We start from the raw sequence: 26,761 nt of genomic DNA on the forward strand, positions 1-26,761 counted from the left end.
GAAGCGTCAGTAAGAGCGGATGAGACCGACAAGACGGCCCTGCACTTTCACCTGATCGGCAGGGAAAACGCGTGTCTCATACATGGGGTTTGCCGCTTCGAGAGCGATGGCGCTGCCCTTGCGTTTGAAGCGCTTCAGCGTTGCCTCATGGTCATCGACCAAAGCAACAACAATATCCCCGTCATCAGCTGTTGAGGTTTCGCGGATTACGACGACATCGCCGTCATTGATCCCCGCCTCGATCATGGAATCGCCTTTGACCTCTAGCGCGTAATGCGCCCCCGCGCCGGCCAACATGGCATTGGGGACTGTGACGCCGTGTGATCGTTGGTTGATCGCTTCAATCGGGACACCGGCAGCAATCTTACCCATCACCGGCAATTCGGTCGCCTCAATCGTTGTGACAGGCAGGGCAGCGGGCGGAGGAGACGCATCGGGGCGGTCACCGTCGATAACGCGCGGCGTAAAGCCTGCTCCGCTCATGCTGTCAGGCAGTTTCACAATTTCAAGTGCACGGGCACGGTGCGCGAGACGGCGGATAAATCCGCGTTCTTCCAGCGCAGTGATAAGCCGGTGGATGCCTGATTTGGAACGCAGATCAAGCGCTTCTTTCATCTCGTCAAAACTGGGCGGAACGCCGTCACGCTGTACACGTTTGTGGATGAAAGCAAGCAGATCGAGTTGTTTTTTGGTCAGCATTGCGCGGTCCTTGCCCCTGTTTATCTCTTTTTGTTCTAGGGACGTTCTTGTTTTGTGTCAACTCTTTCAAAGATCGATGACGCGCACCATGGTTCCGACAGGTTGTTCAGGATCATTCGGAGAGCGCACCAAAAGCGCAGTTGCCGAGGCCAGTACGCTTAACAACGAACTGTCCTGGCGTGATGCAGCTGTCACGCCACCGTTGACCAGATCGGCGCGCATGTAATGCTCTCGGGGGCCATTTGCTGGCAGGGCGGCTGCCAGCGGCATCAGACGCTCCGGTGCAGGCTTTTGCCCCAGACCAAGCATGGCGCGGATCATCGGGGCCACGAAGATACTGCCGCAAACCATGGCAGAAACAGGGTTACCCGGCAGCCCGACCATTACGGAATCTTGCATGCGCCCTGCCATCAGCGGTTTGCCCGGCCGCATGGCAACCTTGTAAAACGATTGCTGCATCCCAAGCTCCGCGGCGACCGGAGCAACCAGATCATGGTCCCCCACAGAGGCGCCGCCAATGGTGATGATTAGATCAGCGTCGCGGGCCAGCTCGAAGCTGCGTTTGAGCGAGGCGGCATTATCGCGGGCGATTGGCATCATGCGAACAGCGGCACCGAGATTTTCCAGCAGTGCGGCAAGGCCGTAGGTGTTTGAGGCAATGATCTGGTTGGGTCCCGGTGTTTCTCCCGGTTGGACCAGTTCGTCGCCGGTGGCAAGAATGGCAACAACAGGTTTGGCATAGACCGGAACATGCGCGATGTTCATCGAAGCCAGTAGCGCAATATCGGCGGGGCACAGACGACGTGGAGCATCTAGTGGCGCACCTTCGCAAAAGTCCCCGCCAGCGGGACGGATGTTGTCTTTTTCTCCGACGGAATGTCCCAGCGTAATCAGATTGCCGCGGCGCGTGACGTCTTCTTGGATAACAACAAAATCCGCGCCGTCGGGTACCGGAGCACCGGTGAAGATGCGCACGGCCTGTCCGGCATGCAACGTTCCGTCGTACCGGTGACCCGCAGCAGCTTCGCCCACCACTTTGAACATCGCATCCGGTTCAACTTCGGCGCGGCGCAGGGCGTAGCCATCCATAGAGGAGGCGGCAAAAGGCGGTTGGGTGCGCTGTGCCAATACTTCGCGAGCCAGCACACGACCGTTCGCATGACGCAGGGCGACATGTTCGACAGGCATCACCGGCGTCAGCGCAAAAAGGTTATCCAGCGCCTCGCGGACGCTGATCATGTGGCTTCATGACGGCCCGATTTGCCGCCGTCTTTCAAGGTCACGCGCAGGCCGCTGATTTCCATGCCCTTATCCACTGCTTTGCTCATGTCATAGACGGTAAGCGCTGCGACAGAAGCAGCAGTCAGAGCTTCCATCTCTACCCCCGTTTGGCCGGTGGTTTTCACGGTTGCGGTGATGCGGATGCCAGGCAATTCAGCGTCGGGCACCAAGTCAACCGAGACAGAGGTGATCGGCAGCGGGTGGCACAGGGGAATCAGGTCAGATGTCTTTTTGGCGGCCATAATGCCGGCAAGCCTTGCTACACCCAGAACATCACCCTTCTTGGCACGTCCTTCGGTAATGATATCAAAGGTTTCCGGCTTCATCGTGATGTAGTTTTCAGCCGTTGCAATACGTGCAGTTACGGCTTTGTCGGACACATCGACCATATGGGCATGGCCGTCGCCATCAAAATGAGTAAGAGCCATTACATGCCCCCCGCACGCAGCGGATCAGCCAACAGGCGGCGTGTGGCTGCGGCCACATCGTCTTGCCGCATCAAGCTTTCTCCAATCAGGAAGGTGCGCGCGCCGTAGCGGGCCATATCCGCCAGATCAGCAGGCGTATTCAGCCCGCTTTCGCACACAATCATCCGCTCTCCGGGGATAAGTTTTGATAGCGTGCGCGTTGTGTCCAACGAAGTCTCGAATGTGTTGAGGTTGCGGTTGTTGATCCCGATCATGCGGGATTTCAGAGTGAGCGCGCGTTCAAGCTCTTCGGCGTTATGGGTCTCGATCAGGGCGTCCATCCCGTAGTGGGTCGCCGCATCTTCCAGCTCTGCGGCTTGGGCGTTGGAAACCGAAGCCATGATGATCAGGATGCAATCCGCGCCCAAGCTGCGTGCCTCGGCAACCTGATAGGTGTCGTACATGAAATCCTTGCGCAGGATCGGCAAGTCGCAGGCTTCGCGGGCCTGAACAAGAAACTCTTTCGCGCCTTGAAAGCTGGGCGTGTCGGTCAGTACCGACAGACAGGTCGCGCCACCGTCTTCATAGGCTTTAGCCAGTGCGGCAGGGTCGAAATCTGCACGAATAAGACCTTTGGAAGGGCTGGCTTTCTTGATCTCTGCGATCAGGCCGTAGTTCTCGATGGATGCGTCGAACAGCGCCTCGGCAAAGGGGCGCACAGGCGGTGCGCTCGCGGCTCTCGCCTCTACGTCGGCCAATGGCATTGCTGCCTTGTCGGCGGCAATTTCTTCAAGCTTGTAAGCTTTGATTTTGTCTAGGATTGTTTGTGTCATATGGCCTCCGGATCGCCCCAGTTTATGGACCCATGCCCGTGGCTGCGCAACCATGCATTGCTGCGGCTGAAGGGCTGGGAGCCAAAGAATCCCCGATGTGCAGACAGCGGGGAAGGGTGAGCAGTTTCAAGTTTGAAATTCGTGACTGAATCGACGTTTCTGGCGGCTTTGTGGGCTGGTGCGCCCCATAGAAGATAGGCACAGGGCTGATTGGCCAACCTTGCGAATACCTGCTCTGTCAGGCTTTGCCAGCCCAGCTTTGCATGGCCCTTGGCGATGCCTTGCGGCACTGTCAGGATGGTGTTGAGTAGCAAGACCCCTTGATCGGCCCAGTCATTTAGTTCGGTTCTGGTGCGGGTGATGTTCAGATCGGTCTGCAATTCCTTGAATATATTGCCAAGGCTATCCAGCCGCCCGCCAAAATCCGCGGTGATAGAAAAGGCAAGGCCGTGCGCTTTGCCGGGGGTGTGGTAAGGGTCCTGACCAAGGATGACGACCCGCACGTCTTTAGGCTGCACGCGCTCAAGCGCGTTGAAAACAAGGGGTGGCGGCGGCAGAATTTCGCGAGTCTCGGTGCGCAAAATGGCTTCGATGGCAGGCAGCTCTTTGGTGAAGAACGGCAACTCTGCCCAAGCACCGAGACGGCCCAGTTCAAACATCAGCCTGCTTGCGTGATGCGGGCCACGGCGGTGATCTTGTCGCGCGCGGCACCTGAGTCGATGCTGGTGCGGGCCATTTCGACGCCCGTGCGCAAATCCGGCGCAGCATCTGCGATCAGCAGCGCTGCGGCAGAATTCAGCAGAACTGCATCCCGGTATGCCGATTGCGTTCCATCGAGAAGTGCGTTGAACGCCACAGCGTTTTCCTCCGGTGTGCCGCCTACGATGCTTTCGAAGGGATGGACCGGCAGGCCTGCGTCTTCGGGGTGGATTTCGATGTCGTCGATCGCGCCGTCTGTGCGCAGTGCGCTGACCCAGCTTACGCCGGTTATCGTCAGCTCGTCCGTGCCGTCGGATCCGTGGACCAGCCATGCTGTCTCGGACCCCAACAGCCTGAGCGTTTCGGCCATAGGGCGCGTGAGCGCGCGGTCATAGGTTCCGGTGAGCTGGCGTTTGACGCTTGCAGGATTGGTCAGAGGGCCAAGTATGTTGAAGATTGTCCGCGTGCCAAGCTCGGAGCGGGTCGGCATAACATGCGCGATAGCAGGATGGTGCATCGGCGCCATCATAAAGCCGATCCCGGCCTCATTGAGAGCTTTTTCCACAATCTTCGGTCCAACCATGGTTTTTAGGCCCATTTGACCCAGCGCATCCGCCGCGCCGGATTTCGAGCTGAGGTTGCGGTTCCCGTGTTTGGCGACAACCACGCCCGCACCGGCCACGACAAATGCGGTCGCGGTAGAGATGTTCAGCGTGCCTTTGCCATCACCCCCGGTGCCGACAATATCCATTGCGCCCTTTGGCGCGTGAACGGCGTTGCATTTCGCGCGCATGACAGCAGAAGCCGCGGTAAATTCGTCCACGGTTTCGCCACGGGTGCGCAGCGCCATAAGAAATCCGCCAATCTGGCTGGGTGTGGCCTCGCCGGTAAAGAGAATCTCAAAGGCTTCTTCGGCCTGTTTGCGGGTCAGCGGGCCGTTGGCCGCGGCATCAATAAGGGGTTTGAGACGTTCGCTCATGCGGGTTGTTTGACCTCCTTGAGGAAGTTTTCCAGCAGCGCGTGGCCATGCTCGGATCGGATGGATTCAGGGTGGAACTGAACGCCGTGGATGGGCAGCTCTCGGTGTTGCAGACCCATGATGGTGCCATCGTCCAGCTCCGCCGTGACTTCGAGGCAATCGGGCAGGCTGGCACGCTCCACGATAAGCGAATGATAGCGCGTTGCCGCAAAGGGATTGGGAAGGCCTGCAAACAGTCCCTTGTTGGTATGATGCATCACCCCAAGTTTACCGTGCACAATCTCGTCTGCACGTACAACACGGCCGCCAAAGGCTTCGCCGATGGTTTGATGTCCCAGACAGACGCCCAGCAGCGGGATGTGTTCCCGTGCGGCGGCTTTGGTCAGCTCAAGGCAAATGCCCGCCTGCGCGGGATCGCAGGGACCCGGGCTCAGAACGATGCCTGACGGGCGCATCTCAAGCGCGTCCTTCACACTGAGTGTGTCGTTTCGCCGTATCTCCATCTGTGCGCCAAGCGCACCTAGATAGTGCACCAGATTGTAGGTGAAGCTGTCATAGTTATCGATCAACAGGAGCATCTTGGGGAAACTTCGTATTAGGACTAGAGAAGGCGGATAGAGACGGGGTATAGGTACATTGAGTAAATGGTCAGTCTTGGGCGCAATCGTCAAGGGGCAGGGCCGCCGCATCTTGCATTAACCGGAGCATAATATCCGGAATGTCTGAGATACGGAGTAACAGGACAAGGGTGCAGTAGTTATGGCACAGGGCATTTTGAGCGGTATTGTATTGGGCGCTGCCTTCAGTTTGGGTGTGGCAGGCGTGGTGTCGTTGGTCGTCCCGATTGAACCCCGGCCCGCACCGCAGCTTGGAACGGCAGAACCCGTCGCCGTCCCCGAAACTTCTATCGTGCAGCCGCGCGTAACGATCACCGGCGATACCGGTAGCGCGCCTTTGCAGCCACAGACGAGCCTGCGCGAACCTGCCAGCGAAGAATCGCCGAACGAACCCGTTGCTGCAGCCAAGCCACCGCAAATGGCAACACAGCTGGATGAGGCGGTTTCCGAACAGCCGCTCGAAGCCACGCAGGTTACGCCACCGACGTCTGAAAGCGCCGCTGTCGCCGTTCAGCCGCGGCCCTTGCCGCTGCAAGAAAGCAGCGAAACGGACACAACACTACAGGTTCCGCAAACGCTACCTCAGCCACAAACCGGCAGCGCGGCCAACTTGTCCGAACCGCTTCCAGTTCCTCCAACTGTGAGCGTACAGGCTGATGACGAATCCCCGGTTCTGCCCAACCCCCAAGCGTTGGCGCCGATGATCCCCGATGACAGTGCCGATGCGGATGTGGTCGTACAGGGCATTGTGACCGAACCAGCCCCTTTGGAGCCACAGGCTGAAGACCCTGCCGAGGAGGTCGTTGTCGCAGTGGTGCCGCCAGAAACCCTAGCGCCACTACAGCCCCAGACCATTGAACCCGTGCCCGAGCCAGCGACACAAGCTGCTCCAAAACCAAGGATCTTGCCTGCGCCGGTAGGGCAATCCGCGTCTTTGGGCACGCCGGTGTTGCCAGGCGTCGGGACACCGGCAAATAGTCTGATTACCCGCGACGGACAAAGCGACGACGTTGAAACCCTGACCGAGACTGCGTCAGTTGACCCTTCCGAGGCGCCACCGATCCGACGCTATGCACAGCCTTTCGACAACCCCGAAGGCAAGCCGTTGATGGGTATTGTCTTGATGGACACAGGCGCCGATCTGGATGCCGCTGAAATCGGGCTGCCGGCGCTGTCGAGCTTTCCTTATCCGGTCAGTTTTGCTGTTGATGTGACCCTGCTTGATGCCGCCAAGCGGGTCGAGCGTTACCGCGCCGAAGGCTTTGATGTGCTGGCGATGGTAAACCTGCCCCAAGGCGCACGGCCTTCGGATGCAGAGGTTTCATTGAGCGTGGCGCTCAACGGGATGCCGGAAATTGTTGGCGTGCTGGAAGGTACGGGCGAGGGGCTGCAAAGCAGTCGTGAAGTGGCCGATCAGGTCACCCGCATCTTGCAAGCCAGCGGTCACGGACTGGTTACACAAAGCCGTGGTCTGAATTCGATGCCAAAGCTGGCCATCAAGGAAGGGGTACCCGCCGCGCCTGTCTTCCGTGATTTCGATGCAGAGGGCCAGCAGCCCCGCGTCATCCGCCGCTTTCTGGATCAAGCCGCGTTCAAGGCCGGGCAGGAAGGCGGCGTGATCATGCTGGGCCGTCTGCGCCCCGAAACGATCGAGGCGTTGCTGGTCTGGGGTTTGGCGGAGCGCGCAAATTCGGTGGCCTTGGCGCCGGTGTCCGCTGTCCTTTTGGCGCAGTAGTCCCGGCTTTTCTGTCGAAGTTTGACGAATTGCGGTGGTCCTTTCGGGGCTACGCCCGAGACCGCGTTTTCCGTTGATAAAACACCAAGCAGTTAGGCCTGAGCAGTCCAGCTTTCGTTTCCTGGGTCCAAGGTCGAGACTGAAATTGTCTTACCTATGGGGCGCCGCGCAGGCAAAGGCGTCATATATCGTCTGTTTAAATGTATTCGTTCTAAAATCTTGTGACGTTCCAACGCTGGATCAGGCCAATTCTAATGTGTGGGCCTCGCAATCGCGGAACACCACAAAAACTGGTCGATCGATTAGTTTTCTATATCCTAATCACTCGATCAGCAATGGGAATGATCAGTTGAACAGTAATTTGATGGTTTCGATCGTGCGGGCAGAGCTTAGCTCAAGATCGCGTGCATGGTTGGAAGCCCTGCTACTGGTCTGACCGAGCATTAGATCTTGTGCTCAGGCTTGATGTGCTCAGCTCGCCAAGCTGTTGCGAATAAATTGTTGCTGCTTCCTATCCTTGTTTGAATGCGCCGCTTGATGTAGCAGGTATCATTCAACCAAGACCCCAAGAGCGGTTACCCCGACCATGACATCTAGATATGATGCAATTCTGGACGCTGCCCTCGTTGCCTTTACAAAGAAGGGCTACGATGGCGTAGGCTTGCGCGAAATTGCAAAGACGGCCGGTGTTGCGCAGGCAACGATCAACTATCATTTCGACACCAAAATGAAGCTGATGGAAGCGGTCATCGCGCGGGGATCAACGGTGACAATCACATCGCGTCTGAAAGAACTGGCCAAAGTGATGGAGGCTGAGGTTCCCGCAACGCTCGAAACCGTGGCAGGGGTGATTTTCAAGCCCTACAACCTGCCTCATGATAACGCGTCGACGGACGAACGTGCATTTACACAGTTCATCGCCGCAACGGGTGCAGGCGCGAGCGATGATGCGAAGCGCGCGATCATGAAGGCCTATAATGAAATGGCAGATGCCTTTATCGACGCCATTTTGGCGACCGATGAGGGATTTGATCGTTTGAGTGCCGCCAAAGCCTATCTTTATGCGTTACCGACGGGGATGTTCGCGATTGATCACGCCTTCCGAATTCCCATGTTGTCGAGATGCGACCCGGATGATGCCGGTGTCGAATTTTCATTCAGTGACCTGATCGCGTTTGTGTGCGCGGGGATGCGTGCCTTGAAGCCCTGAAAGAGCTTCAAGGCAATGTACTTTCGCTTCCTGTTGTAGAACCGCGAAGGGCTGTTTGATCAGAGGGGGGCAACAGCAATATCCAGGCCTGGGTAACCGATTTAATCAAAGGACGGAATCCTGCTAAGGGTTCTTTTCGACCTTCGAGCGTTAGTAAAACTCGGACATCTAGTTGTTGCCAGTGCCATCAAAGCGCGATGCGTCTTCGGCAGCGCGACGGATGGCACCTGATTTATGCACGGTCTCCATGTATTCCGCCTCGGGGTCGCTGTCATAGACAACGCCGCCACCAGCCTGAATATACAGCGTCTGGTCTTTCACAACTGCGGTGCGCAGCGCGATACACATGTCCATGTCGCCACCCGCACTGAAATAACCGACACCGCCGCCATAGACGCCGCGCTTTTCCGGCTCTAGTTCGTCGATGATCTCCATCGCACGGACCTTGGGCGCACCGGAGACAGTGCCTGCGGGCATGCCGGCAAAGAACGCATCCAAAGCATCACAATCGTCGCGCAATTCGCCCACCACATTTGAGACGATGTGCATGACGTGTGAATAGCGCTCCACGATGAATTCTTCGGTGGGGCGCACTGTGCCGATCTTGGCGACGCGGCCCACATCATTGCGGCCCAGATCGAACAGCATCAGATGCTCCGCCAGCTCCTTCTTGTCGGCCATAAGATCGGCCTCAAGTGCGCGGTCTTCTTCGGGCGTTTTGCCGCGCGGACGGGTGCCTGCGATGGGACGGATGGTAATTTCCTGCCCGAACACGCGCACCAGAATTTCAGGGCTTGCACCGACGACATGGAAGCCGCCGAAGTTGAAATAGAACATGAACGGCGACGGGTTGGTGCGGCGCAGCGACCGGTACAGCGCAAAAGGCGGCTGATGGAATTCCTGCGCCCAGCGTTGGGAAGGCACGACCTGAAAGATATCACCGGCCTTGATGTATTCCTGCGCCTTGAGCACCGCCTCTTTGTAGGCATCCTTGGTGAAGTTGCTGACAGGTTCGGTCGTAGGGGCAGCATCGCCTAGATCGCGGGAAGTACCCGCAGGGCTGCGTTCCAGATCGCGCACAGCGTCCATGACACGCTCTGCCGCTTGTGCATAGGCTGCGCGCGCGCTTTGGCCTTTGGTCACCCATGCGGGGGACACTACAGTGACCTCGCCTTTCACACCGTCCAGCACGGCAATCACCGATGGACGCAGCATGACGGCATCCGGCAGGCCAAGAGGGTCTGGATTGATATCGGGCAGACGTTCCACCAGACGGATCATGTCATACCCCAGATAGCCGAAAAGACCCGCAGCTGCTTGTGGCAGATCATCAGGAAGGTCGATTTTGCTTTCGGCGATAAGACCGCGCAGGGCGTCTAACGGGTTGCCCGTGATTTGCGTGTATGCGTCAGGATCATACCGCGCCGAGCGGTTCACCTCGGAGGAGGTCCCCCGGCAACGCCAGATCAGATCAGGCTTCATCCCGATGATCGAGTAGCGTCCGCGCACCTCTCCGCCGGTCACGGATTCCAGCATAAATGCGTTTTCCGCCGCGCCGCCCAGTTTGAGCATCAGGGAAACCGGCGTGTCCAGATCGGCGGCCAGACGGGTGTAGACCACCTGATGGTGACCCGCTGCGTAGCGGGCCGCGAAGCTTTCAAAATCGGGTGTCAGGGACATCTTACTGGAAACTCACATTCACGGCATTTACAGCGCGTGGATCAATATTCTGGCCTGCACGCAGAAGGGTATCTTCGGAGAAGATGTCGAACAAACCACGCGCCAAAGCTTCGTTTTGCTGCTCGCGCAGAGTTGCAACTAGCGCTTGGGCCTCAGTGTTGTCTTTGTCGGCAGGCGTGATCGCATCCAACCGGACCAGAACAACGGTATCGCTGCCTTCCATAATCCGGATTTCTCCGACAGCCATTTCGAACACTTCGGCTGTGAAACCTGCGGGGGTTGCTGGCAGGAAGGCATTGCGCGTTTGCGTTTTCTCTTCACGCTGTGTCAAACCCTGCTCGGGCCATGTGGCGCCAGCCTCTGCTTCGGTCTTGGCGGTATCGGCGATTGCGCGCAACTGTTGCACGATTGCGTCTGCACGCCACCGCTCTGCGACTTCTTCTGTCGCGTCTTCAAAGGTTGCTGGACGCTCAGGCAGTGCCTCATCCAGGCGCAGCGCAAAGATGCCGCCATCACCGAGTTGGTCGATCTTCGGAAAGTCGCCCTCGGCCACGGTCGCGGCCGCTTCGCGGAAGCCTTCGTAGGCAGCAAGATCATCGCTGCTGTCAACGGTCCAGTCGATCTGCCCGAGAACCATATCTGTCTGCTCTGCCAGTTCTTCGAGCGTGGCACCACCAGCGAGACGATCGTCGAAATCTTCGGCCTGAGCTTCGACAATGCGAACCGCACGGTCAGCTGCCAGCGCATCGCGCAGTTCCGGCTCGGCCTGTTCAAAGCTGATGTTCTGCGCGGGCAGGACTGCGTTCACGCGGAACAGGGCAGGGCCAAGGCCCGTGGGGGCGGGGCCTGCGACGGTTCCAACCTCTGCCGCAAACACGGCTTCACCGGCTGCGCCAAGGTCGGCCAGATCTACGTCGCCCATGTCCACGTCGGACAACTGCAGATCGCGCTCCTCAACCAGTGCTTCGAAAGTTGTTCCGCCCACTTCAAGCGCTGCCGCAGCCTGATCTGCTGTTTCCTGATCGGCAAAGACCAACCGCTCGACCAAGCGCCGCTCGGGCTGGATGTACTGCTCAGCGCGAGATTCGTATTCTGCGCGCAGGTCAGCCTCAGGCAGTTCTACCTCGTCGATGATATCGGTCGGGTTGAGCCATGCGTAAGTGATCTTTTTCGTCGCAGGCAGCACGAAGCTTTCGGCGTTTGCATCGAAATAGGCCCTGAGCGTTTCGGCGTCCGGCTCTTCCAGTGGTGTCTCAAGGGATGTTTCATCTAGCAGGACCCACGTGAAATCACGCTTTTCACTGATGTAGCTGACAAGCGTTTCCGCATAGGCGGCGGGCATTTCAACGCCGCTAAGGATCGCGCCTTGTAGCAGCTGGCGTGCGGTTTCTTCGCGCAGGCTGGTTTCGAAGTCGGCTTCGTTCAGGCCGGCAGAACGCAGCGATTGCGCATAGCCTTCACGGTCAAAAGAGCCGTCAACGCCTTGAAACGCCGGAATTTCAAGAATGCGCTCGCGCAGAACTTCATCGCCAATCGACAAACCCATCAGCGTGGTTTCGTGGTCCAGGGCGCGGTCGCGCAGCAGGCGTTGCAGGACTGCACGGTCCAGACCCAATTGCTGGGCCTGAGCAAAGCTCATGTTGCTACCTGTCTGGCGGCTGATCGCATTAAGCTCTTGCTGGACCTGACGCGCATAGGTGTCTACCGCGATAGGCTTGTCACCCACCGATCCGATTGTGCGGATGTTGCCGCTAAGGTTCACCGCGCCGAAGCCGCCCAAACCCAAAAAGAGCAGAGCCATAAGGATCCACATTGCGGTTTTGCCGACGCTTGATTTCTTGGCCATGACAGGTGCCCCCAAAAGCTGTTTGGGACTGTCTAAGGGCTTGGCCCCAGAGGGGCAAGAGGCTGCTATCTTAGCGGCAGATCAAGAGTCTCTAGCCGTTCGAACAGTGCCGCGATGCCGGCGGCATCCAGATTGGCAAAAGCGATGCGCAACTCTTTATCGCCTGCGCTATTATTTTCGGGATAGAACATTGTTCCCGGCAGGCACAAAACCCCGGCCTCGCGCACCATTAGCGGCGCAAGTTCGGCGCTGGCGTGCGCGAAGGGGTGCTGCATATACGCGAAATAGCCGCCCAGCCCCAACAGCTTCCATCCTTTGGCCGCCAGCTTCGGCATATGCTCGGTTATGGCTGCGCGGCGGGTCAGAATTTCATCCCGTTCGCCCGAAAGCCATTGGTCAAGGTTCTGCATCCCCCATAGTGCTGCATGTTGGCCGACCTGACTGGGGCAGATGGTAACGGTATCAAGGAATTTCTCGATCTCGGCCAGCCGTTCGCTTGACGCTATAATTGCGCCAAGGCGATGGCCCGTCAGGCGATAAGCTTTGGAGAAAGAATAGAGGTGGATCAGTGTCTGGTCCCAATCATCGCGTTTGAACAGGCTATGGGGCAGGCCCGTGCTTGCGTGAAAATCGCGGTAGGTTTCATCCACAATCAGCGCGATGCCGCGGGATTTGGCGATGTCATAAAAGGCGGTTACCAGATCATCGGGGTATTCAGCACCAGTGGGATTGTTCGGTGTCACCAACACAATTGCGCGCGTGCGCGGGGTGATCAGCTTGGCCGCATCCCACGGGTCGGGCATCATATCGCCCTCACAGACCAGCGGCACGGCCTTCGCGCCCGCCATATCCAGCCACATCTTATGGTTAAAGTACCACGGAACCGGCACGATCACTTCGTCGCCTTCGGCACATAGCGCCGAGATCGCAGCAGCAAAGGCTTCGTTGCAGCCCGAGGTCATGGCAACCTGAGACGCGTCAACCGTGCCATCATAGATTTTGGACGTGCGCGCTGCCAGCTCGGTTCTTATCTCCGGCAGGCCCAGAACCGGCCCATAAAGGTGCACGGAATCATCATTTAGCACAGCATCGGCCATGGCGCGGCGCATGTCAGGATGCGGTGGTTCGACCGGTGCGGCCTGACTCACGTTAATCAGCGGACGCTCAGCTGTGAAATCAACGCCCTCAAGCCAGCGGCGGGCCTCCATAACGGGGGGGGGGAATGTGGTGGCTGTACGGGGGAGCGTCATTGGTATGTCCAAAGGTTGGAGGAAGCCGGATCGGGTGTAAGGAATAGAGAGGATTGTCAGTCTTTGCCGCGATACGGTTCGACATATTGCAGAGCCATGTCCCACGGGAAGAAAATCCACGTGTCTTGGGAAACACCGGTGATGAAAGTATCCACCATTGGTTCCCCTGCGGGTTTTGCATAAACCGTGGCAAAATGGGCATTAGGGTAGAGGCTGCGCACCAGTTCAAGCGTCTTGCCGCTGTCTACAAGGTCGTCAACGATCAGAATGCCGGTGCCATCGCCCATCATCTCTGTGTCCGGGGATTTCAGAACGCGCGCCTCGCGGCGCTCATCCGCTTTGCCGCCGCCGGAGTGGTAGGATACCACGGAAATTGTATCGACGGTACGAATGTCCAGCTCCCGTGCGACGATCATCGCGGGGGCCATGCCACCACGGGTGATCGCGACGACAGCACGCCATGCCCCGTCATCGGGACCTTTGCCGTCCAACCGCCAAGCCAGCGCGCGGCTGTCGCGGTGGATCTGGTCCCAGCTGATGTGAAAGCCCTTTTCATGAGGGAGACGGGTATCTGACATGGGAATTACCTTTGCAGCAGAAGTTTCAGGCCCAAGCCGCCCAAGAGTAGGGCAGCAGTGCGGTCAATAACGGTTTTCGCCCGCAAAAAGCGGGCGCGAGCGACAGGCGCAGTTAGGATGAAGGCGCATGCCGTATAGAACAGGATTTCCAAAGTCAGGTGATTGAGCGTGATGAAGGCAATCTCGCTCCCCGCAAGGTCGGGCGGAAACACAACGACCAGCACCGCGGCGGCAAAAAGAACAGACTTTGGATTGCCCAGATTAACCAGAAAGCCATCAATGAAAGCGCGGCCTTGCGCTTTTGGCGCGTCGCACAATGGGGTGGCCGCGCCGCGCCATGTCTTGATTGCCAGATAGATCAGGTAGACCGCGCCGCCAACTTTGAGCACCGCAAAGGCCCACGGAAACAAGGCAAAGATCGCGTCCATCCCAAGTAGGGCGGCCAGCGTCCAAAGGCTGGCCATCACACCCAGTCCAAAACCTGTTGCGATGCCCGCGCGCCGCCCGTTGGAAACAGAACTGCGCACGGCCATCAGAAAAGCCGCACCGGGACTGAGGATCGAAATGACCAGCACGGCATTAAAGGCAAGGAGATGGTCCAGTGTCATCGCAGACGGCCCTTTGCGAAATTGTTAGCCCTTGGCCATGTCGGGCGCATCAACCGCCTTCATGCCAACCACGTGGTAGCCTGCGTCGACATGCAGGTTCTCGCCTGTGGTGCCAGACCCAAGATCCGACAGCAGATACAGGGCAGATTTGCCGACCTCTTCGATGGTGACATTGCGGCGCAGGGGCGAGTTATACTCGTTCCACTTCATAATGTAGCGGAAATCACCAATGCCGGAGGCAGCAAGTGTTTTGATCGGACCGGCGGAAATGGCGTTCACGCGGATGCCGTCCTTGCCCAGATCTTCGGCCAGATATTGCACGGAGGCTTCAAGGGCGGCTTTTGCCACGCCCATGACGTTATAATGTGGCATGACTTTTTCTGCACCATAATAGGTGAGCGTCAGGCAGGAGCCGCCGTTCTTCATCATCTTTTCGGCGCGTTGAACAACGGCTGTGAAAGAGTAGACAGAGATATCCATGGACAGGGCGAAATTTGCGCGGCTGGTATCGACGTAGCGCCCGCGCAGCTCGTTCTTGTCGGAAAAGCCGATGGCATGCACAATAAAGTCCAGTGAATCCCATTTTTCGGCGAGACCTTCAAAGAGCGCATCAATGGAGGCTTCGTCGCCCACGTCACACGGCAGGACGATGTCCGAACCCAACTGGGCGGCCAGCGGATCAACCCGCTTTTTCAGCGCATCCCCTTGATAGGAGAAAGCAAGCTGGGCACCGGCATCGGCCAATTGCTTGGCAATGCCCCAAGCGATTGATTTGTCGTTGGCCAATCCCATGATCAGCCCCCGCTTGCCTGCCATAAGGTTGTTCGACATGCGCGTGTTCTCCGTTCAAAATCTGTTCGTATCGGTCTACGCCATTGCCAAGGGACCATCAAGTGAGGGCGCGTCTTATCGCGATTTAGGTTGCACAGCAGATCACGATGATAGAATTGTGGTAGAAGACTATGGTGGTGCGGCATGACTGCAGGCAGCTAAAGTTAGAATTACACAATAATGATGTAGAGAGACGGTTTTGTCTCTCTCTTTGCGGAAAGGATGAGCCTGTGACAGATCGTGATGGAATTTTTGCGGGCGATGACCCTTTTGCTATCACGCGTGACTGGCTTGCTGAAGCAACCAAAGAAGAGCTTAACGATGCCAACGCCATGTCGCTTAGCACGGTGGATGCCAGCGGGATGCCGAACGCGCGTGTCGTCTTGCTGAAAGACATCGAGGACGGTGCGTTTGTATTCTACACGAACTACGGCAGCGCAAAGGCGCACGAACTTGATTTCGCTGGCAAAGCTGCCTTTGTCATCCATTGGAAATCGCTGCGCCGTCAGGTGCGCGCGCGTGGTCTGATCACCCGCGAAGATGGTGAAAAAGCAGATGCGTATTACGCATCACGGTCGCTTAAAAGCCGTCTGGGGGCTTGGGCCTCAAACCAGTCGCAACCGCTGGAAAGCCGCGACGCGCTGGAGCGCGCCTTGCAAGAAGCGACCGAAAAGCACGGAGATGATCCGGCACGGCCGCCTTATTGGGGTGGTTTCCGGCTGGTGCCGCTTGAGCTGGAATTTTGGGCAGATGGCGATGCGCGTCTGCACAACAGGTTTCAGTGGCGCCGCGCGACTGTTGACGCGAAATGGGAAATAACGAGACTGAATCCATAATTACGCCAGTAAAGTCGCTTGGTTTTGAGTAGTTAAGTATTTGAGTATTCCGCACCGAAGAATGAATTGAAAAACGGTATTGTTGCTATGACACAGACGGACGATCAAAACACGCCACCGGAAACCGTCGTTGGCACGGTCAAATGGTTTGATCCTGTAAAAGGGTTTGGCTTCGTTCTGGCGGACGGGGGCGGCGACGATATATTGTTGCATGTCAATGTGCTGCGCAACTTTGGCCAAAGCTCGGTCGCGGACGGGGCACGGATCGAACTGGTCGCGCACAAGACAGATCGTGGTGTGCAGGCCGTTACAGTCGTCTCTATCGCGCCTCCCAAGGGGCTTGCGCCCAATCTGCCTGACATTGCCGAGCTGGATTACGAAGCGATTGCACGTAGCCCGCTGGTGGCGGCTCGGATCAAGTGGTTCGACAAGGCGAAGGGATTCGGTTTCGCAAATGTCTTTGGCAGCAGCGAAGATGTCTTTGTACATATAGATGTGTTGCGCCAGTCGGGATTGTCCGATCTTGCCCCCGGAGAAGCGATTGCAATGCGTGTGATAAGCGGCAAACGTGGCCGCATGGCAGCAGAGGTACGCGCGTGGGAAACAGTGATCACAACAGAAGACAGTTCATCGCCGGAATAACGCTGCTTTTTGCAGGGGCAGGGGCGGTCGCCGCCAAAACGCCACTGCCGCCGTGTCCCACGGACCGTGTGACCATCACAGGTGGCTTTGGCACGGCTTCGTTTAATGTCGAGGTCGCCGCAGATGAGGCCAACCGCGCACGCGGCCTGATGAATGTGGACGAATTGCCGCTGAGCAGTGGTATGCTGTTCGTTTATCAGCGTCCGCAGCTCATGAGCTTCTGGATGCGCAACACCCTCATCGAGCTTGATATGCTGTTTCTGGATGGCTCTGGTGTGATCCGGCATATTCATGACCGCGCGCAGCCGTTGGACGAAACGCCCATATCCGGCGGTCCTGATCTGCTGACGGGGGTTCTGGAAATCAATGGAGGGCTGGCACGGCGGCTTGGGATTAAGGTCGGCGATGTGCTGCGTCATCCGGCGTTTATCAGCGCCGCCGAGCCTTGGAATTGCTAACAATTAAAATAGATCGCACCAAGGGGCGAATTATGCCTTTTCAATCCTGATCGGCTTCGCTAAAGAAGCGTCAGTCGGGGCGTGGCGCAGCCTGGTAGCGCACCTGTTTTGGGTACAGGGGGTCGGATGTTCGAATCATCTCGCCCCGACCATTCTAAAAGACTTAGAACTCATGTGGCTCCTTCGTGAATAGCGAAGGGGCCACAAGTGTTTTAAGGGTCCGGTGATTCCGATAAGAATCGCATCGGCCCGAGATTTAGCTAATTGGTGGCGTTGCTCCCTACATGTAGTGCTCCGAGGTCGATCGCCGGATCATTTCCGCAACCACTGGTAAGATCGCTGTGCCAAAAATGTTACCAGAATCGCCCGTAAAACAGATTTGTCATTCTGGGGCGCAAAAAAAGTGCACACGAATCTCTGATGTTTGCGAAGGGCGGCATGAGCCGGGATCTGAATGCAGTCTTCGGGCCCATTTTTGGTTAGTCGTGCTGTTTTAAAGCATTTTTTAGCGGTCTCAAAAATTAACCTTTTTGCTGAGCCTCTTAAGTTGATCGCGTGACCATGATCGCAGAAGTGGACGCAGAATGCGTCAACCGTGAAAATGTGAAATTCTGGCTAATAAAACCGTTGACCGAAGGCGGGTAGATACGCCAGTTTGTGCGGGCTGACGGCGTCGCCACAATATGTAGTGGTTAAACGCTACGACGGGCCGCCGCGCAGCAAAGTACAGGCAAACGGTCTCACATGACGGTTTATTTGGTCGCTTCGGGCGTTTTCGACGCTTTCGAAGGCTGCCGCTTTGCTTTGCAGTGCAGCAATGAGGTGGGCGGGCGATGTGCACGTCTGGAAATGGTAACGCTGGAAAATGGGGCAGCGCGATGAAGATTGAACGGAAATTTACCACTCAAGGACAAGACGCATACGCGGATCTGGATTTCATCCACACGGTGTCTGAAATTCGCAATCCGGACGGGTCGATTGTATTCCATCTCGACAACGTCGAAGTGCCGAAATCCTGGAGCCAGGTTGCATCCGATGTCATCGCGCAAAAATATTTCCGTAAAGCGGGCGTGCCAGCCGAATCAAAGCGGGTGAAGGAAAAGGGTGTTCCTGAGTTCCTGTGGCGCTCCGTTCCTGTTGAAGGCACCGAAATGGGTGGTGAGACGTCGTCAAAGCAAGTGTTTGATCGTCTGGCGGGCGCTTGGGCCTATTGGGGCTGGAAAGGCGGCTATTTCACAACCGAAGAAGACGCGCGCACCTACTATGACGAAATGCGCCACATGCTGGCATCTCAGCGCGCCGCGCCGAATTCCCCGCAGTGGTTTAATACCGGTCTGCACTGGGCTTACGGCATCGACGGCCCTGCGCAGGGTCACTATTATGTGGATCACAAATCCGGCAAATTGACACGCTCCACTTCTTCTTATGAGCACCCGCAGCCGCATGCATGTTTCATTCAATCTGTAGCCGACGATCTGGTCGGTGACGGCGGCATCATGGACCTGTGGGTGCGTGAAGCGCGTCTGTTCAAATATGGCTCCGGCACCGGCACCAACTTCTCTTCCTTGCGTGGTGCGGGGGAGAAACTGTCAGGTGGCGGCAAATCCTCTGGTTTGATGGGTTTCCTGAAAATCGGTGACCGCGCTGCTGGAGCGATCAAATCGGGTGGCACCACGCGCCGTGCGGCCAAGATGGTCATCGTCGACGCCGATCACCCCGATATTGAAGATTTCATCAACTGGAAGGTGCTCGAAGAGCAGAAGGTTGCCTCCATCGTGGCGGGCTCCAAAATGCACGAGCAAAAGCTCAACCTGATCTTCAAAGCGATCGCGGGCTGGGACGGGCTTGAGGCCGACGCCTATGATCCAGCCAAGAATGAGCAACTGAAGGACGCGGTCCGCGCGGCCAAAAAGGTCGCTATTCCAGAAACATACGTCAAGCGAGTGTTGGACTATGCCAAGCAGGGCCACACAAGTATCGAGTTCCCTACCTATGATACCGATTGGGATAGCGAAGCCTACAACTCCGTTTCCGGCCAGAACTCCAACAACTCCATCCGCGTTACCGATGCCTTTCTGAAGGCGGTTGAGGCTGATGGTGATTGGGAACTGATCGACCGGGTGAGCGGTAAGGTCGCCAAGACGATCCGCGCACGGGATTTGTGGGATCAGGTTGGCCATGCAGCTTGGGCCTGTGCCGATCCAGGCATCCAGTACCACGATACCGTCAATGATTGGCACACGTGCCCCGAAGATGGCGCGATCCGTGGTTCCAACCCGTGCTCGGAATACATGTTCCTTGATGACACGGCTTGTAACCTTGCCTCGATGAACCTGCTGACTTTCCTGAAAGATGGCGAGTTTCAAGTCGAAGACTATATGCACGCGTCGCGTTTGTGGACTGTGACGCTGGAAATCTCTGTGATGATGGCGCAGTTCCCGTCCAAGGAGATCGCTCAGCGTTCCTATGATTTCCGCACGCTGGGTCTGGGGTATGCGAACATCGGCGGTCTGCTGATGAACATGGGGTATTCCTATGACAGTGACGAAGGTCGCGCGCTGTGCGGTGCGCTGACTGCGATCATGACAGGCGTTGCCTATGCCACATCCGCCGAAATGGCTGGCGAGTTGGGTGCCTTCCCGGGCTATGGTAAAAACAGCAAGCACATGCTGCGCGTCATCCGTAACCACCGCAACGCGGCCTACGGTGAAAGCACTGGCTACGAAAAACTGGCGATTAAGCCGCTGCCGCTGGATCACGGCAACTGCCCGCAGGCGGGATTGGTCGATGTGGCCATGTCCACATGGGACGAAGCGCTGAAGCTGGGCGAAAAGCACGGCTACCGCAATGCGCAGACGTCTGTCATCGCGCCGACGGGCACCATCGGTCTGGTCATGGATTGCGACACCACAGGGATCGAGCCTGACTTCGCCTTGGTGAAGTTCAAGAAACTGGCCGGTGGCGGCTACTTCAAGATCATCAACCAGTCGGTTCCGGCTGCCCTTGAAAAGCTTGGCTATGGCTCTGCCCAGATCGAAGAGATCGTCGGCTACGCTGTTGGCCACGGCACCATCGGCAATGCGCCGGGCATCAACCACACGACGCTGATGGGACACGGTTTCGGCCCCAATGAGCTGGCCAAAGTGGATGGCGCGCTTGCCTCTGCCTTTGACATTCGCTTTGTGTTCAACCAATGGACGCTGGGCGAAGAGTTCTGCACTCAGGTGCTTGGTATCCCCACCGAGAAACTGAACGATCCCACGTTTGATCTGCTGAAGTCACTTGGCTTCTCCAAGAAAGACGTCGATGCCGCGAACGACCATGTCTGCGGGACGATGACGCTAGAAGGGGCGCCGCACCTGAAGCAAGAGCATTACGCCATCTTCGATTGCGCGAACCCTTGCGGCAAGAAAGGCAAGCGTTACCTGTCGGTAAACAGCCACATCTACATGATGGCAGCGGCCCAGTCGTTTATCTCGGGTGCGATCTCAAAGACGATCAACATGCCCAATGATGCAACGATCGAGGACTGCCAGAAGGCGTATGAACTTTCATGGTCGCTGGGCATCAAGGCCAATGCGCTTTACCGCGACGGCTCAAAGCTAAGCCAGCCTCTGGCCGCATCGCTTGTAGAAGATGATGACGAGGCAGCAGAGATCCTTGAAATCGGGTCCATGCATGAAAAAGCCACCGTTCTGGCCGAGAAAATCGTGGAAAAGGTGATCGTCAAAGAGATCATCAAATCGCACCGTGAAAAGATGCCACAGCGGCGCAAGGGTTATACCCAGAAGGCCAATGTCGGCGGGCACAAAGTGTATCTGCGCACGGGTGAATATGAAGACGGCTCTCTGGGCGAAATCTTTATCGACATGCACAAAGAGGGTGCCGGTTTCCGGGCAATGATGAACAACTTCGCCATCGCGGTGTCGGTTGGTCTGCAATATGGCGTGCCGCTCGAAGAGTTTGTCGATGCCTTCACCTTCACCAAATTCGAGCCAGCTGGTATGGTTCAGGGCAACGATAGCATCAAATCGGCAACCTCAATCCTTGACTATATCTTCCGCGAACTGGCGGTCAGCTATCTTGACCGGACAGACCTTGCGCATGTGCAACCTCAAGGGGCCACGTTCGATACGCTAGGCCGTGGCGAGGAAGAGAATGAGGCAAATATCTCTGCAGTGAGCGAAAACGCAGCCGCGAAGTCGCTGGAAGTACTGCGTCAGATCACGTCTCCGGGCTACCTGCGTAACCGCGTACCGCAAAACCTGACAGTGTTTCAGGGTGGCCAGTCGGCGGCAGTGCAGGCGATCTCTACTTTGGTGCCGGAAGGCGACGGTGGCGTTGCCACGGCCGTAGCAAGCACAACTGCGATCTCGTCCACAACAGTGTCCATGGACGCCCGCGTCAAAGCCAAGATGCAAGGGTATGAGGGCGAAGCCTGTGGGGAATGTGGTAACTACACATTGGTGCGCAACGGCACCTGCATGAAGTGCAACACCTGCGGGGGAACCTCAGGCTGTAGCTAAGCGCGGGGCGTTCCCGCCAAACAGACAACGAGACAAGGGGCAGGTGCGCTTGCCCCTGACGCTGGCCAAGCCGCAGGCATAAAATAAAACGAGCGGTAAATTAATGAGCATGGTCACGCGAACCTCGGGGTGCCAACAGGCACCCCTTTTTCTTTGGTGAGCCGCTTGCTGAAGGTTCGGAGTGGTGCGTGATCGACATCTCAAACAGGTGCGCGCGTTTTTGAAAGCAGCTGTGACTTCGTCCGAACCCCAAACCCCCATCAAACGCGCTGTTGCAGACGGCATTTAGAAGGCGCCCCGATTTGTGATGTCCGCTTGGCATTAGCCTGACGAAACCTGCGCCATCACTGCATCGAAGCGGTCCCAACTGATGGACGCCTTATTCCCTGCGTAGCCCTCATAATGAGAACGACCTGTAGAATTCGGCAGCCCGGCCCAGATTTTTGCCATGTTGTTCATAAATTCTTGCCGCTCCAGCGTGCCGGCAAGAAAACGGTGCAGCCCTGCTTCTGCCAGCAGGATATCCGACAGTTGGTCTTGCACAGCAGCACTGAAGCGCTGCGATGTTGAGATACCAGCGCGGGCGACGACCCTGCGGAGGGTTTTGGGAATGAACTGGTAGCGGCCGATGGCGTGGGGTTGGCCGGGGGTTGCATCGACCCAGTCAAATATCTCTGCAATTGTCATTTGCGTCGGGCGTTTGCGGGGCTTGATCCGCGCGCCATGTTGCACGGCATCATAGCCGTCAAGCCGCGATTCTGCTTCCTGAATAAGTGCACGTATCAGGGTAACACCCGTCCCTTTGATGCGCGCTGTCCTTTCTTGGGCAAAGGCAGGTTCATGGGCGGGCAGATCCGCGAACAACCCGCCCGGCGCGCGGCCGACAAACAATCCCGATGCGGTCACCCGCGTGGCCACGGGCGTTGAGTGAAACAGGCTGCCGCGCAACGCCTCTCCACTGGCGGTCTGTGTGAACAGTAGGAATAAGGGCAGGGTATAACGGGCAGGGGACATCAACGCTCCATCAACAACACATCTGCCATGCTTTTGAAGCAAAAGGGTTGCAAAGCCGTTAGCACGGGAAATCGAGCGGTAGGGTTTATCTATGAATGTCGCTGCTGAGCCTATATCAAATGAAGAGCAACACAGGACGGGCCGCAATGAGTCTTCTTTTCACACCATTCATTCTTGGCAACCTCACGCTGGAAAACCGTATCGTTATTGCGCCCATGTGCCAGTATTCCGCCGTCGACGGTAACGCGCAGGATTGGCATTTGATCCATCTGGGCCAACTGGCGCTGTCAGGTGCCGGGATGTTGATCATCGAGGCAACTGCGGTCTCGCCGCGGGGGCGCATTACCCCTGGTGATCTGGGGCTTTATTCGGATGAAAACGAGACCGCTCTTGCGCGGGTGGTGACGGCGCTCCGCGCGCAATCGGATATGCCGCTGGTGATCCAGATCGCCCACGCGGGCCGGAAAGGATCAAGCCATGCGCCGTGGGATGGTGGTGGGCAAATCAGATCAGATGCGCCTTCGGGGTGGATGACCGAAGCCCCGTCTGCCTTGCCGCACGCACCTGCGGAAGAAGCGCCCGAGGCTTTGGATGCAGCGGGACTGGAGCGGGTGAAGCAGGCGTTCGTCGACACTGCCCTGCGTGCCGTGCGACTGGGCTTTGACGGGATTGAGGTGCATATGGCGCATGGCTATTTGCTGCATCAGTTCCTTTCGCCTTTGGCGAATAACCGCAGCGATGGCTATGGCGGAACACTGGAGAACCGCATGCGCTTTCCGCTTGAGGTGTTCGAGGCCGTGCGAAACGCTGTGCCGGATGATGTACCTGTCTGGGTACGGGTTTCGGCCACAGACTGGGTGCCGGATGGCTGGGACTTGGAAAGCACGATTACCCTTTCGTCCAGATTGAAAGAACTGGGGTGCGTGGCAATCGATGTCAGCACAGCAGGCGTGTCGCCCTTGCAGAAGATCCCCGTCGGCCCTGGTTTTCAGGTGCCTTTTGCTGCGAAGATCAAGGCTGCCACCGGTTTGCCGACAATGGCTGTGGGGCTGATAACAGAGCCGGAGCAGGCTGAAGCTATTCTGCAAAACGGTGACGCCGATCTGATCGCTTTGGCGCGATCCATGCTTTATGATCCGCGCTGGCCGTGGCATGCTGCCGCTGCTCTTGGAGCCCAGATCAAAGCGCCCAAGCAATACTGGCGCTCTCAACCGCGCGAGTTTTCAACGCTTTTCAAAGACGCAAGCGTGGGTCAACGCTAGACGGGTCAGGACAAAACCACACTCAGTATGACCGGAGGGGCCATGCCAGACTTTATATTCAACACAACGCCTTCAATCCGGCAATTCACGGGTGGAGCGACCCGTCTGGGACCCCTGTTGAACGGGCTGGCCTTTGCTGAACAGCGGCGCGAAGTGATGTTCGTCACGGACCCTGGTATCGTCAAATTGGGCCTGTGTGATCCTGCGCTGAGCAGCTTGCGCGATAGCGGCTTCGAGGTCACCGTTTTTGACAGTGTCGAACCGGACCCAAAAGCGACGACGGTTCTTGAAGCTGTCGCGATCGCGAAATCCGTCAATATCGCTTGTGTGGTCGGCTTCGGTGGCGGCAGCTCAATGGATGTGGCGAAGGTGATTGCGCTGCTGGCACATTCCGAGCAACCAATTGACGAAGCTTACGGTGTTAATCAGGCGACCGGATCGCGGCTACCTCTGGTATTGGTGCCAACCACGGCTGGTACAGGCTCAGAGGTCACAGCAGTGTCCATTCTGACAACAGGCAGCGAAGAGAAAAAGGGCATTGTCAGTCCATTGATTTTACCAGATGTAGCGCTGCTTGACGCAGAGCTGACGCTTGGGTTGCCGCCACATATCACTGCTGCGACAGGCGTGGATGCGATGGTGCATGCGATTGAAGCTTACACATCCAAAAGCGCCAACAATAATCCCCTGTCCCGTATGCTTGCTGTACAGGCTCTGGACCTTTTGGGGGCCAATATCCGTGAAGCCGTGGGCAACGGCAGCAACATCACGGCACGTAGCAATATGCTGTTGGGGTCGATGTTGGCGGGGCAGGCCTTTGCCAATTCGCCTGTGGCGGCAGTGCATGCGTTGGCCTATCCTGTGGGCAGCCTGTTTCACGTCCCGCATGGCCTGTCCAACGCTCTGGTTCTGGCCGAGGTGATGCGCTTCAACGCGCAGGTCTGTGGGGCGGACTACGCCGAGCTGGCACCACATGTTTTCCCCGATATCAATCAGGATCGTCCGACCGAGCAGATTTGCGAAGACTTCATCGCCCGTCTTGTTCAATTGAATATTGATCTGGGGCTAGAGAAAGGGCTCTCGCAGGTCGGGATCGGTGTCGGTGATATTGAACGCCTGTCTTCGGATGCGATGAATCAGACGCGATTGCTGGTCAATAATCCACGCGAAGTCACGTTGGAAGACGCGCGCCGGATTTATGAAGAGGCGCTGTAGCCCGATTCAGCGATGGCAGGGTCGGTCGCTTAAAGCGCATCTGGAAACAGGGCGATCCAGATGCCCGCGAACATCGCGATACCGCCAAAATTCACCCACGTGTGCCATATCGCATAGCGATAAGGCATGCTGCGGCGGACGTAAAACATGGTCCCGATCACATAGCAAAAAGCGCCGCCAATAATGAACCACAATGTTGACAGCGGCACGTCGCCCATATCCGGCAGCGCGCAAAGTCCGATTGCACCCAGCCCAAGGTAGGAGGCCGTCGACCAGCGTGCCTGCACCGCTTCGCCGGTAATTTTGTGCCACATGGCCAAAGCTGTCAGACCCCAACAAAGCACAAGCAGGAATAATGTCCACACCGTTCCGGCCTGCACAAAGAACGGTGTGAAAGTTCCTGATATAACTGGGTAAATCGCTGCGTGATCTATCCTGCGCAGCCTGACGCGGCGGTCATGCCATGGCGAAAAATGATAGGCACAGGAGGCCAGATTCGACAGTAGGGCAAACAGCACATAGACCATGACGGCAATCAGCAGCGCAGGTCCGACCGCGCCAGTGGCTTTCGCGATCAGGAAGCCACCTGCACCCAACACAAGTGTTAAACCGACAATATGCACGGCCAGATCGGCGCGGCGGTGGGTCGGGTTCACGCTGGGATAGGTTGTTTCTGCCATGACATGCTCTGGTATTTGGATGCTTCCGAGGTAGTCGTTAAGGGCTATCGTGTCCAGAATTCCGGTGCGTCAGTTACCCATGCTGTGCAAAAGACGTCGGTACCCGTTGGAGATCGGGCACAGATGCCCCATATGTTGGCACAGCAGCCGTACTCAGGTCCCCAGATCAAAGGAAAAACACCATGGAACTTAACGCCGATTTTACGTCCCGCGTTGTCGTTCACTCTGACCGAATTGACTGGGTCGCGTCCCCGATGGCGGGTGTGGACCGCCGGATGCTGGACCGGATTGGCGGAGAAGTGGCGCGTGCGACTTCAATCGTGCGCTATGCGCCGGGCAGCAAGTTTTCTGCGCATACCCACACTGGCGGTGAGGAATTCATCGTGTTGGAAGGCGTGTTTCAGGATGAACACGGGGACTATCCCGCCGGCACCTATGTGCGCAATCCGCCGACCACCTCCCATACCCCCGGTGCGGCAGAAGGCTGCGTGATCTTTGTGAAGCTTTGGCAGTTTGATCCAAAGGATCGCACCCAGTTCCGCAAGGACATGTCAGGGGCGCTTGGCGATGCGCGGGATGGTGTTGCCACCGCGTTGCTGCACAGCGATGCGCGTGAAACGGTCACATATCATGTGCTGGAAGCTGGCGCCATGCTTGCCAATAGCGACGCAGGCGGCATTGAAATGCTGGTGCTTGGCGGGGCAGTACAAGAAGGTGGTGAGACCCTTGAAAAAGGCGCATGGCTCAGGTTGCCGGAAGGGGCTGCGCTGCAAGCTGTTGCTGGCGAGAGCGGGGCACAGGTCTGGATCAAGACAGGACATTTGCCTTTTGCGCAAGCGCCACAGGTTTGATGTGGTTGCGGCGCACAAACGAGG

At 57.3% G+C, this 26,761-nt stretch carries 24 protein-coding genes and 1 tRNA gene; 10 read left to right on the forward strand and 15 right to left on the reverse strand.

Annotated elements, in window-relative coordinates:
- Positions 1 to 6 precede the first annotated feature (6 nt).
- The 7 genes from lexA to K3757_RS07375 form a co-directional block, all read right to left on the reverse strand.
- The gene (gene lexA, locus K3757_RS07345; RefSeq protein WP_260000629.1) at positions 7 to 699 is read right to left on the reverse strand and encodes a transcriptional repressor LexA; all 693 of its coding nucleotides are present in this window, start codon (positions 697 to 699) and stop codon (positions 7 to 9) included.
- A gap of 66 nt (positions 700 to 765) precedes the next feature.
- Positions 766 to 1,938 (reverse strand): gephyrin-like molybdotransferase Glp, encoded by a 1,173-nt coding sequence (gene glp / locus K3757_RS07350; RefSeq protein ID WP_260000632.1) that lies wholly within the window; start codon positions 1,936 to 1,938, stop codon positions 766 to 768.
- The gene (moaC, locus tag K3757_RS07355; RefSeq protein WP_260000634.1) at positions 1,935 to 2,408 is read right to left on the reverse strand and encodes a cyclic pyranopterin monophosphate synthase MoaC; all 474 of its coding nucleotides are present in this window, start codon (positions 2,406 to 2,408) and stop codon (positions 1,935 to 1,937) included. The genes glp and moaC overlap by 4 nt, the downstream gene beginning before the upstream one ends.
- Complete coding sequence (gene trpC, locus K3757_RS07360) at positions 2,408 to 3,220, reverse strand: indole-3-glycerol phosphate synthase TrpC (protein WP_260000636.1); 813 nt, start codon at positions 3,218 to 3,220, stop codon at positions 2,408 to 2,410. The genes moaC and trpC overlap by 1 nt, the downstream gene beginning before the upstream one ends.
- A complete protein-coding gene (locus K3757_RS07365) occupies positions 3,217 to 3,879 on the reverse strand; it encodes a uracil-DNA glycosylase (protein ID WP_260000638.1) in 663 nt (220 codons plus the stop codon). The genes trpC and K3757_RS07365 overlap by 4 nt, the downstream gene beginning before the upstream one ends.
- Positions 3,879 to 4,898 carry an anthranilate phosphoribosyltransferase gene (gene trpD / locus K3757_RS07370; protein WP_260000640.1) on the reverse strand — a complete coding sequence of 340 codons (1,020 nt, stop codon included), beginning with the start codon at positions 4,896 to 4,898 and terminating at the stop codon, positions 3,879 to 3,881. The genes K3757_RS07365 and trpD overlap by 1 nt, the downstream gene beginning before the upstream one ends.
- Complete coding sequence (locus K3757_RS07375; protein WP_260000642.1) at positions 4,895 to 5,476, reverse strand: aminodeoxychorismate/anthranilate synthase component II; 582 nt, start codon at positions 5,474 to 5,476, stop codon at positions 4,895 to 4,897. Before K3757_RS07375 ends, trpD begins: the two co-directional genes overlap by 4 nt.
- A gap of 181 nt (positions 5,477 to 5,657) precedes the next feature.
- Here K3757_RS07375 and K3757_RS07380 point away from each other — a divergent pair, with 181 nt between their 5' ends.
- On the forward strand, positions 5,658 to 7,250 hold the full coding sequence (locus tag K3757_RS07380) for a polysaccharide deacteylase family 2 protein (RefSeq protein ID WP_260000645.1): 1,593 nt from the start codon (positions 5,658 to 5,660) through the stop codon (positions 7,248 to 7,250).
- A 586-nt stretch (positions 7,251 to 7,836) separates the two neighbouring features.
- On the forward strand, positions 7,837 to 8,460 hold the full coding sequence (locus K3757_RS07385; RefSeq protein WP_260000647.1) for a TetR/AcrR family transcriptional regulator: 624 nt from the start codon (positions 7,837 to 7,839) through the stop codon (positions 8,458 to 8,460).
- A gap of 168 nt (positions 8,461 to 8,628) precedes the next feature.
- On the opposite strand, the gene trpE is transcribed toward K3757_RS07385, so the two are convergent.
- The 6 genes from trpE to fabI form a co-directional block, all read right to left on the reverse strand.
- Entirely contained in the window at positions 8,629 to 10,140 is a 1,512-nt protein-coding gene (trpE, locus tag K3757_RS07390) for an anthranilate synthase component I (protein ID WP_260000649.1), read from the reverse strand.
- Position 10,141: 1 nt separating this feature from the next.
- Positions 10,142 to 11,986, reverse strand: coding sequence for a peptidyl-prolyl cis-trans isomerase (locus tag K3757_RS07395; RefSeq protein WP_260000651.1), 1,845 nt, complete (start codon positions 11,984 to 11,986; stop codon positions 10,142 to 10,144).
- A 65-nt stretch (positions 11,987 to 12,051) separates the two neighbouring features.
- Positions 12,052 to 13,236 carry an aminotransferase gene (locus K3757_RS07400; RefSeq protein ID WP_260000653.1) on the reverse strand — a complete coding sequence of 395 codons (1,185 nt, stop codon included), beginning with the start codon at positions 13,234 to 13,236 and terminating at the stop codon, positions 12,052 to 12,054.
- Between the two features lie 56 nt (positions 13,237 to 13,292).
- Positions 13,293 to 13,814 (reverse strand): xanthine phosphoribosyltransferase, encoded by a 522-nt coding sequence (gpt, locus tag K3757_RS07405; protein WP_260000655.1) that lies wholly within the window; start codon positions 13,812 to 13,814, stop codon positions 13,293 to 13,295.
- Positions 13,815 to 13,819: 5 nt separating this feature from the next.
- Complete coding sequence (locus K3757_RS07410; RefSeq protein WP_260000657.1) at positions 13,820 to 14,422, reverse strand: LysE family translocator; 603 nt, start codon at positions 14,420 to 14,422, stop codon at positions 13,820 to 13,822.
- Positions 14,423 to 14,446: 24 nt separating this feature from the next.
- Positions 14,447 to 15,253, reverse strand: coding sequence for an enoyl-ACP reductase FabI (fabI, locus tag K3757_RS07415; protein WP_260000659.1), 807 nt, complete (start codon positions 15,251 to 15,253; stop codon positions 14,447 to 14,449).
- Positions 15,254 to 15,483: 230 nt separating this feature from the next.
- Here fabI and pdxH point away from each other — a divergent pair, with 230 nt between their 5' ends.
- The 5 genes from pdxH (at position 15,484) to K3757_RS07440 (ending at position 21,715) form a co-directional block, all read left to right on the forward strand.
- Positions 15,484 to 16,089: a pyridoxamine 5'-phosphate oxidase gene (gene pdxH, locus K3757_RS07420; RefSeq protein ID WP_260000662.1), complete on the forward strand. Its 606-nt coding sequence runs from the start codon at positions 15,484 to 15,486 to the stop codon at positions 16,087 to 16,089.
- Between the two features lie 87 nt (positions 16,090 to 16,176).
- A complete protein-coding gene (locus tag K3757_RS07425) occupies positions 16,177 to 16,731 on the forward strand; it encodes a cold-shock protein (protein ID WP_260000664.1) in 555 nt (184 codons plus the stop codon).
- Positions 16,686 to 17,189 (forward strand): DUF192 domain-containing protein, encoded by a 504-nt coding sequence (locus K3757_RS07430; RefSeq protein ID WP_260000666.1) that lies wholly within the window; start codon positions 16,686 to 16,688, stop codon positions 17,187 to 17,189. Before K3757_RS07425 ends, K3757_RS07430 begins: the two co-directional genes overlap by 46 nt.
- Positions 17,190 to 17,264: 75 nt before the next feature.
- Positions 17,265 to 17,341, forward strand: a tRNA-Pro gene (locus tag K3757_RS07435).
- A 726-nt stretch (positions 17,342 to 18,067) separates the two neighbouring features.
- Complete coding sequence (locus K3757_RS07440) at positions 18,068 to 21,715, forward strand: vitamin B12-dependent ribonucleotide reductase (RefSeq protein ID WP_260000668.1); 3,648 nt, start codon at positions 18,068 to 18,070, stop codon at positions 21,713 to 21,715.
- A 321-nt stretch (positions 21,716 to 22,036) separates the two neighbouring features.
- On the opposite strand, the gene K3757_RS07445 is transcribed toward K3757_RS07440, so the two are convergent.
- Positions 22,037 to 22,729: a hypothetical protein gene (locus tag K3757_RS07445; RefSeq protein WP_260000670.1), complete on the reverse strand. Its 693-nt coding sequence runs from the start codon at positions 22,727 to 22,729 to the stop codon at positions 22,037 to 22,039.
- A 146-nt stretch (positions 22,730 to 22,875) separates the two neighbouring features.
- On the opposite strand from K3757_RS07445, the gene K3757_RS07450 reads away from it, so the two are divergent.
- Both K3757_RS07450 and K3757_RS07455 read left to right on the forward strand, forming a co-directional pair.
- Positions 22,876 to 23,991 (forward strand): NADH:flavin oxidoreductase/NADH oxidase, encoded by a 1,116-nt coding sequence (locus tag K3757_RS07450; RefSeq protein ID WP_260000672.1) that lies wholly within the window; start codon positions 22,876 to 22,878, stop codon positions 23,989 to 23,991.
- Positions 23,992 to 24,033: 42 nt separating this feature from the next.
- Positions 24,034 to 25,206: an iron-containing alcohol dehydrogenase gene (locus K3757_RS07455; RefSeq protein WP_260000674.1), complete on the forward strand. Its 1,173-nt coding sequence runs from the start codon at positions 24,034 to 24,036 to the stop codon at positions 25,204 to 25,206.
- 29 nt (positions 25,207 to 25,235) lie between these two features.
- Here the strand turns inward: K3757_RS07455 and trhA are convergent, their stop codons facing one another.
- Positions 25,236 to 25,886, reverse strand: coding sequence for a PAQR family membrane homeostasis protein TrhA (trhA, locus tag K3757_RS07460; protein WP_260000676.1), 651 nt, complete (start codon positions 25,884 to 25,886; stop codon positions 25,236 to 25,238).
- A 182-nt stretch (positions 25,887 to 26,068) separates the two neighbouring features.
- On the opposite strand from trhA, the gene K3757_RS07465 reads away from it, so the two are divergent.
- Positions 26,069 to 26,737, forward strand: a complete 669-nt coding sequence (locus tag K3757_RS07465; RefSeq protein ID WP_260000678.1) for a cupin domain-containing protein — start codon at positions 26,069 to 26,071, stop codon at positions 26,735 to 26,737.
- Positions 26,738 to 26,761 lie beyond the last annotated feature (24 nt).

This window comes from Sulfitobacter sp. S223 (assembly GCF_025143825.1).
Classification (GTDB): domain Bacteria; phylum Pseudomonadota; class Alphaproteobacteria; order Rhodobacterales; family Rhodobacteraceae; genus Sulfitobacter.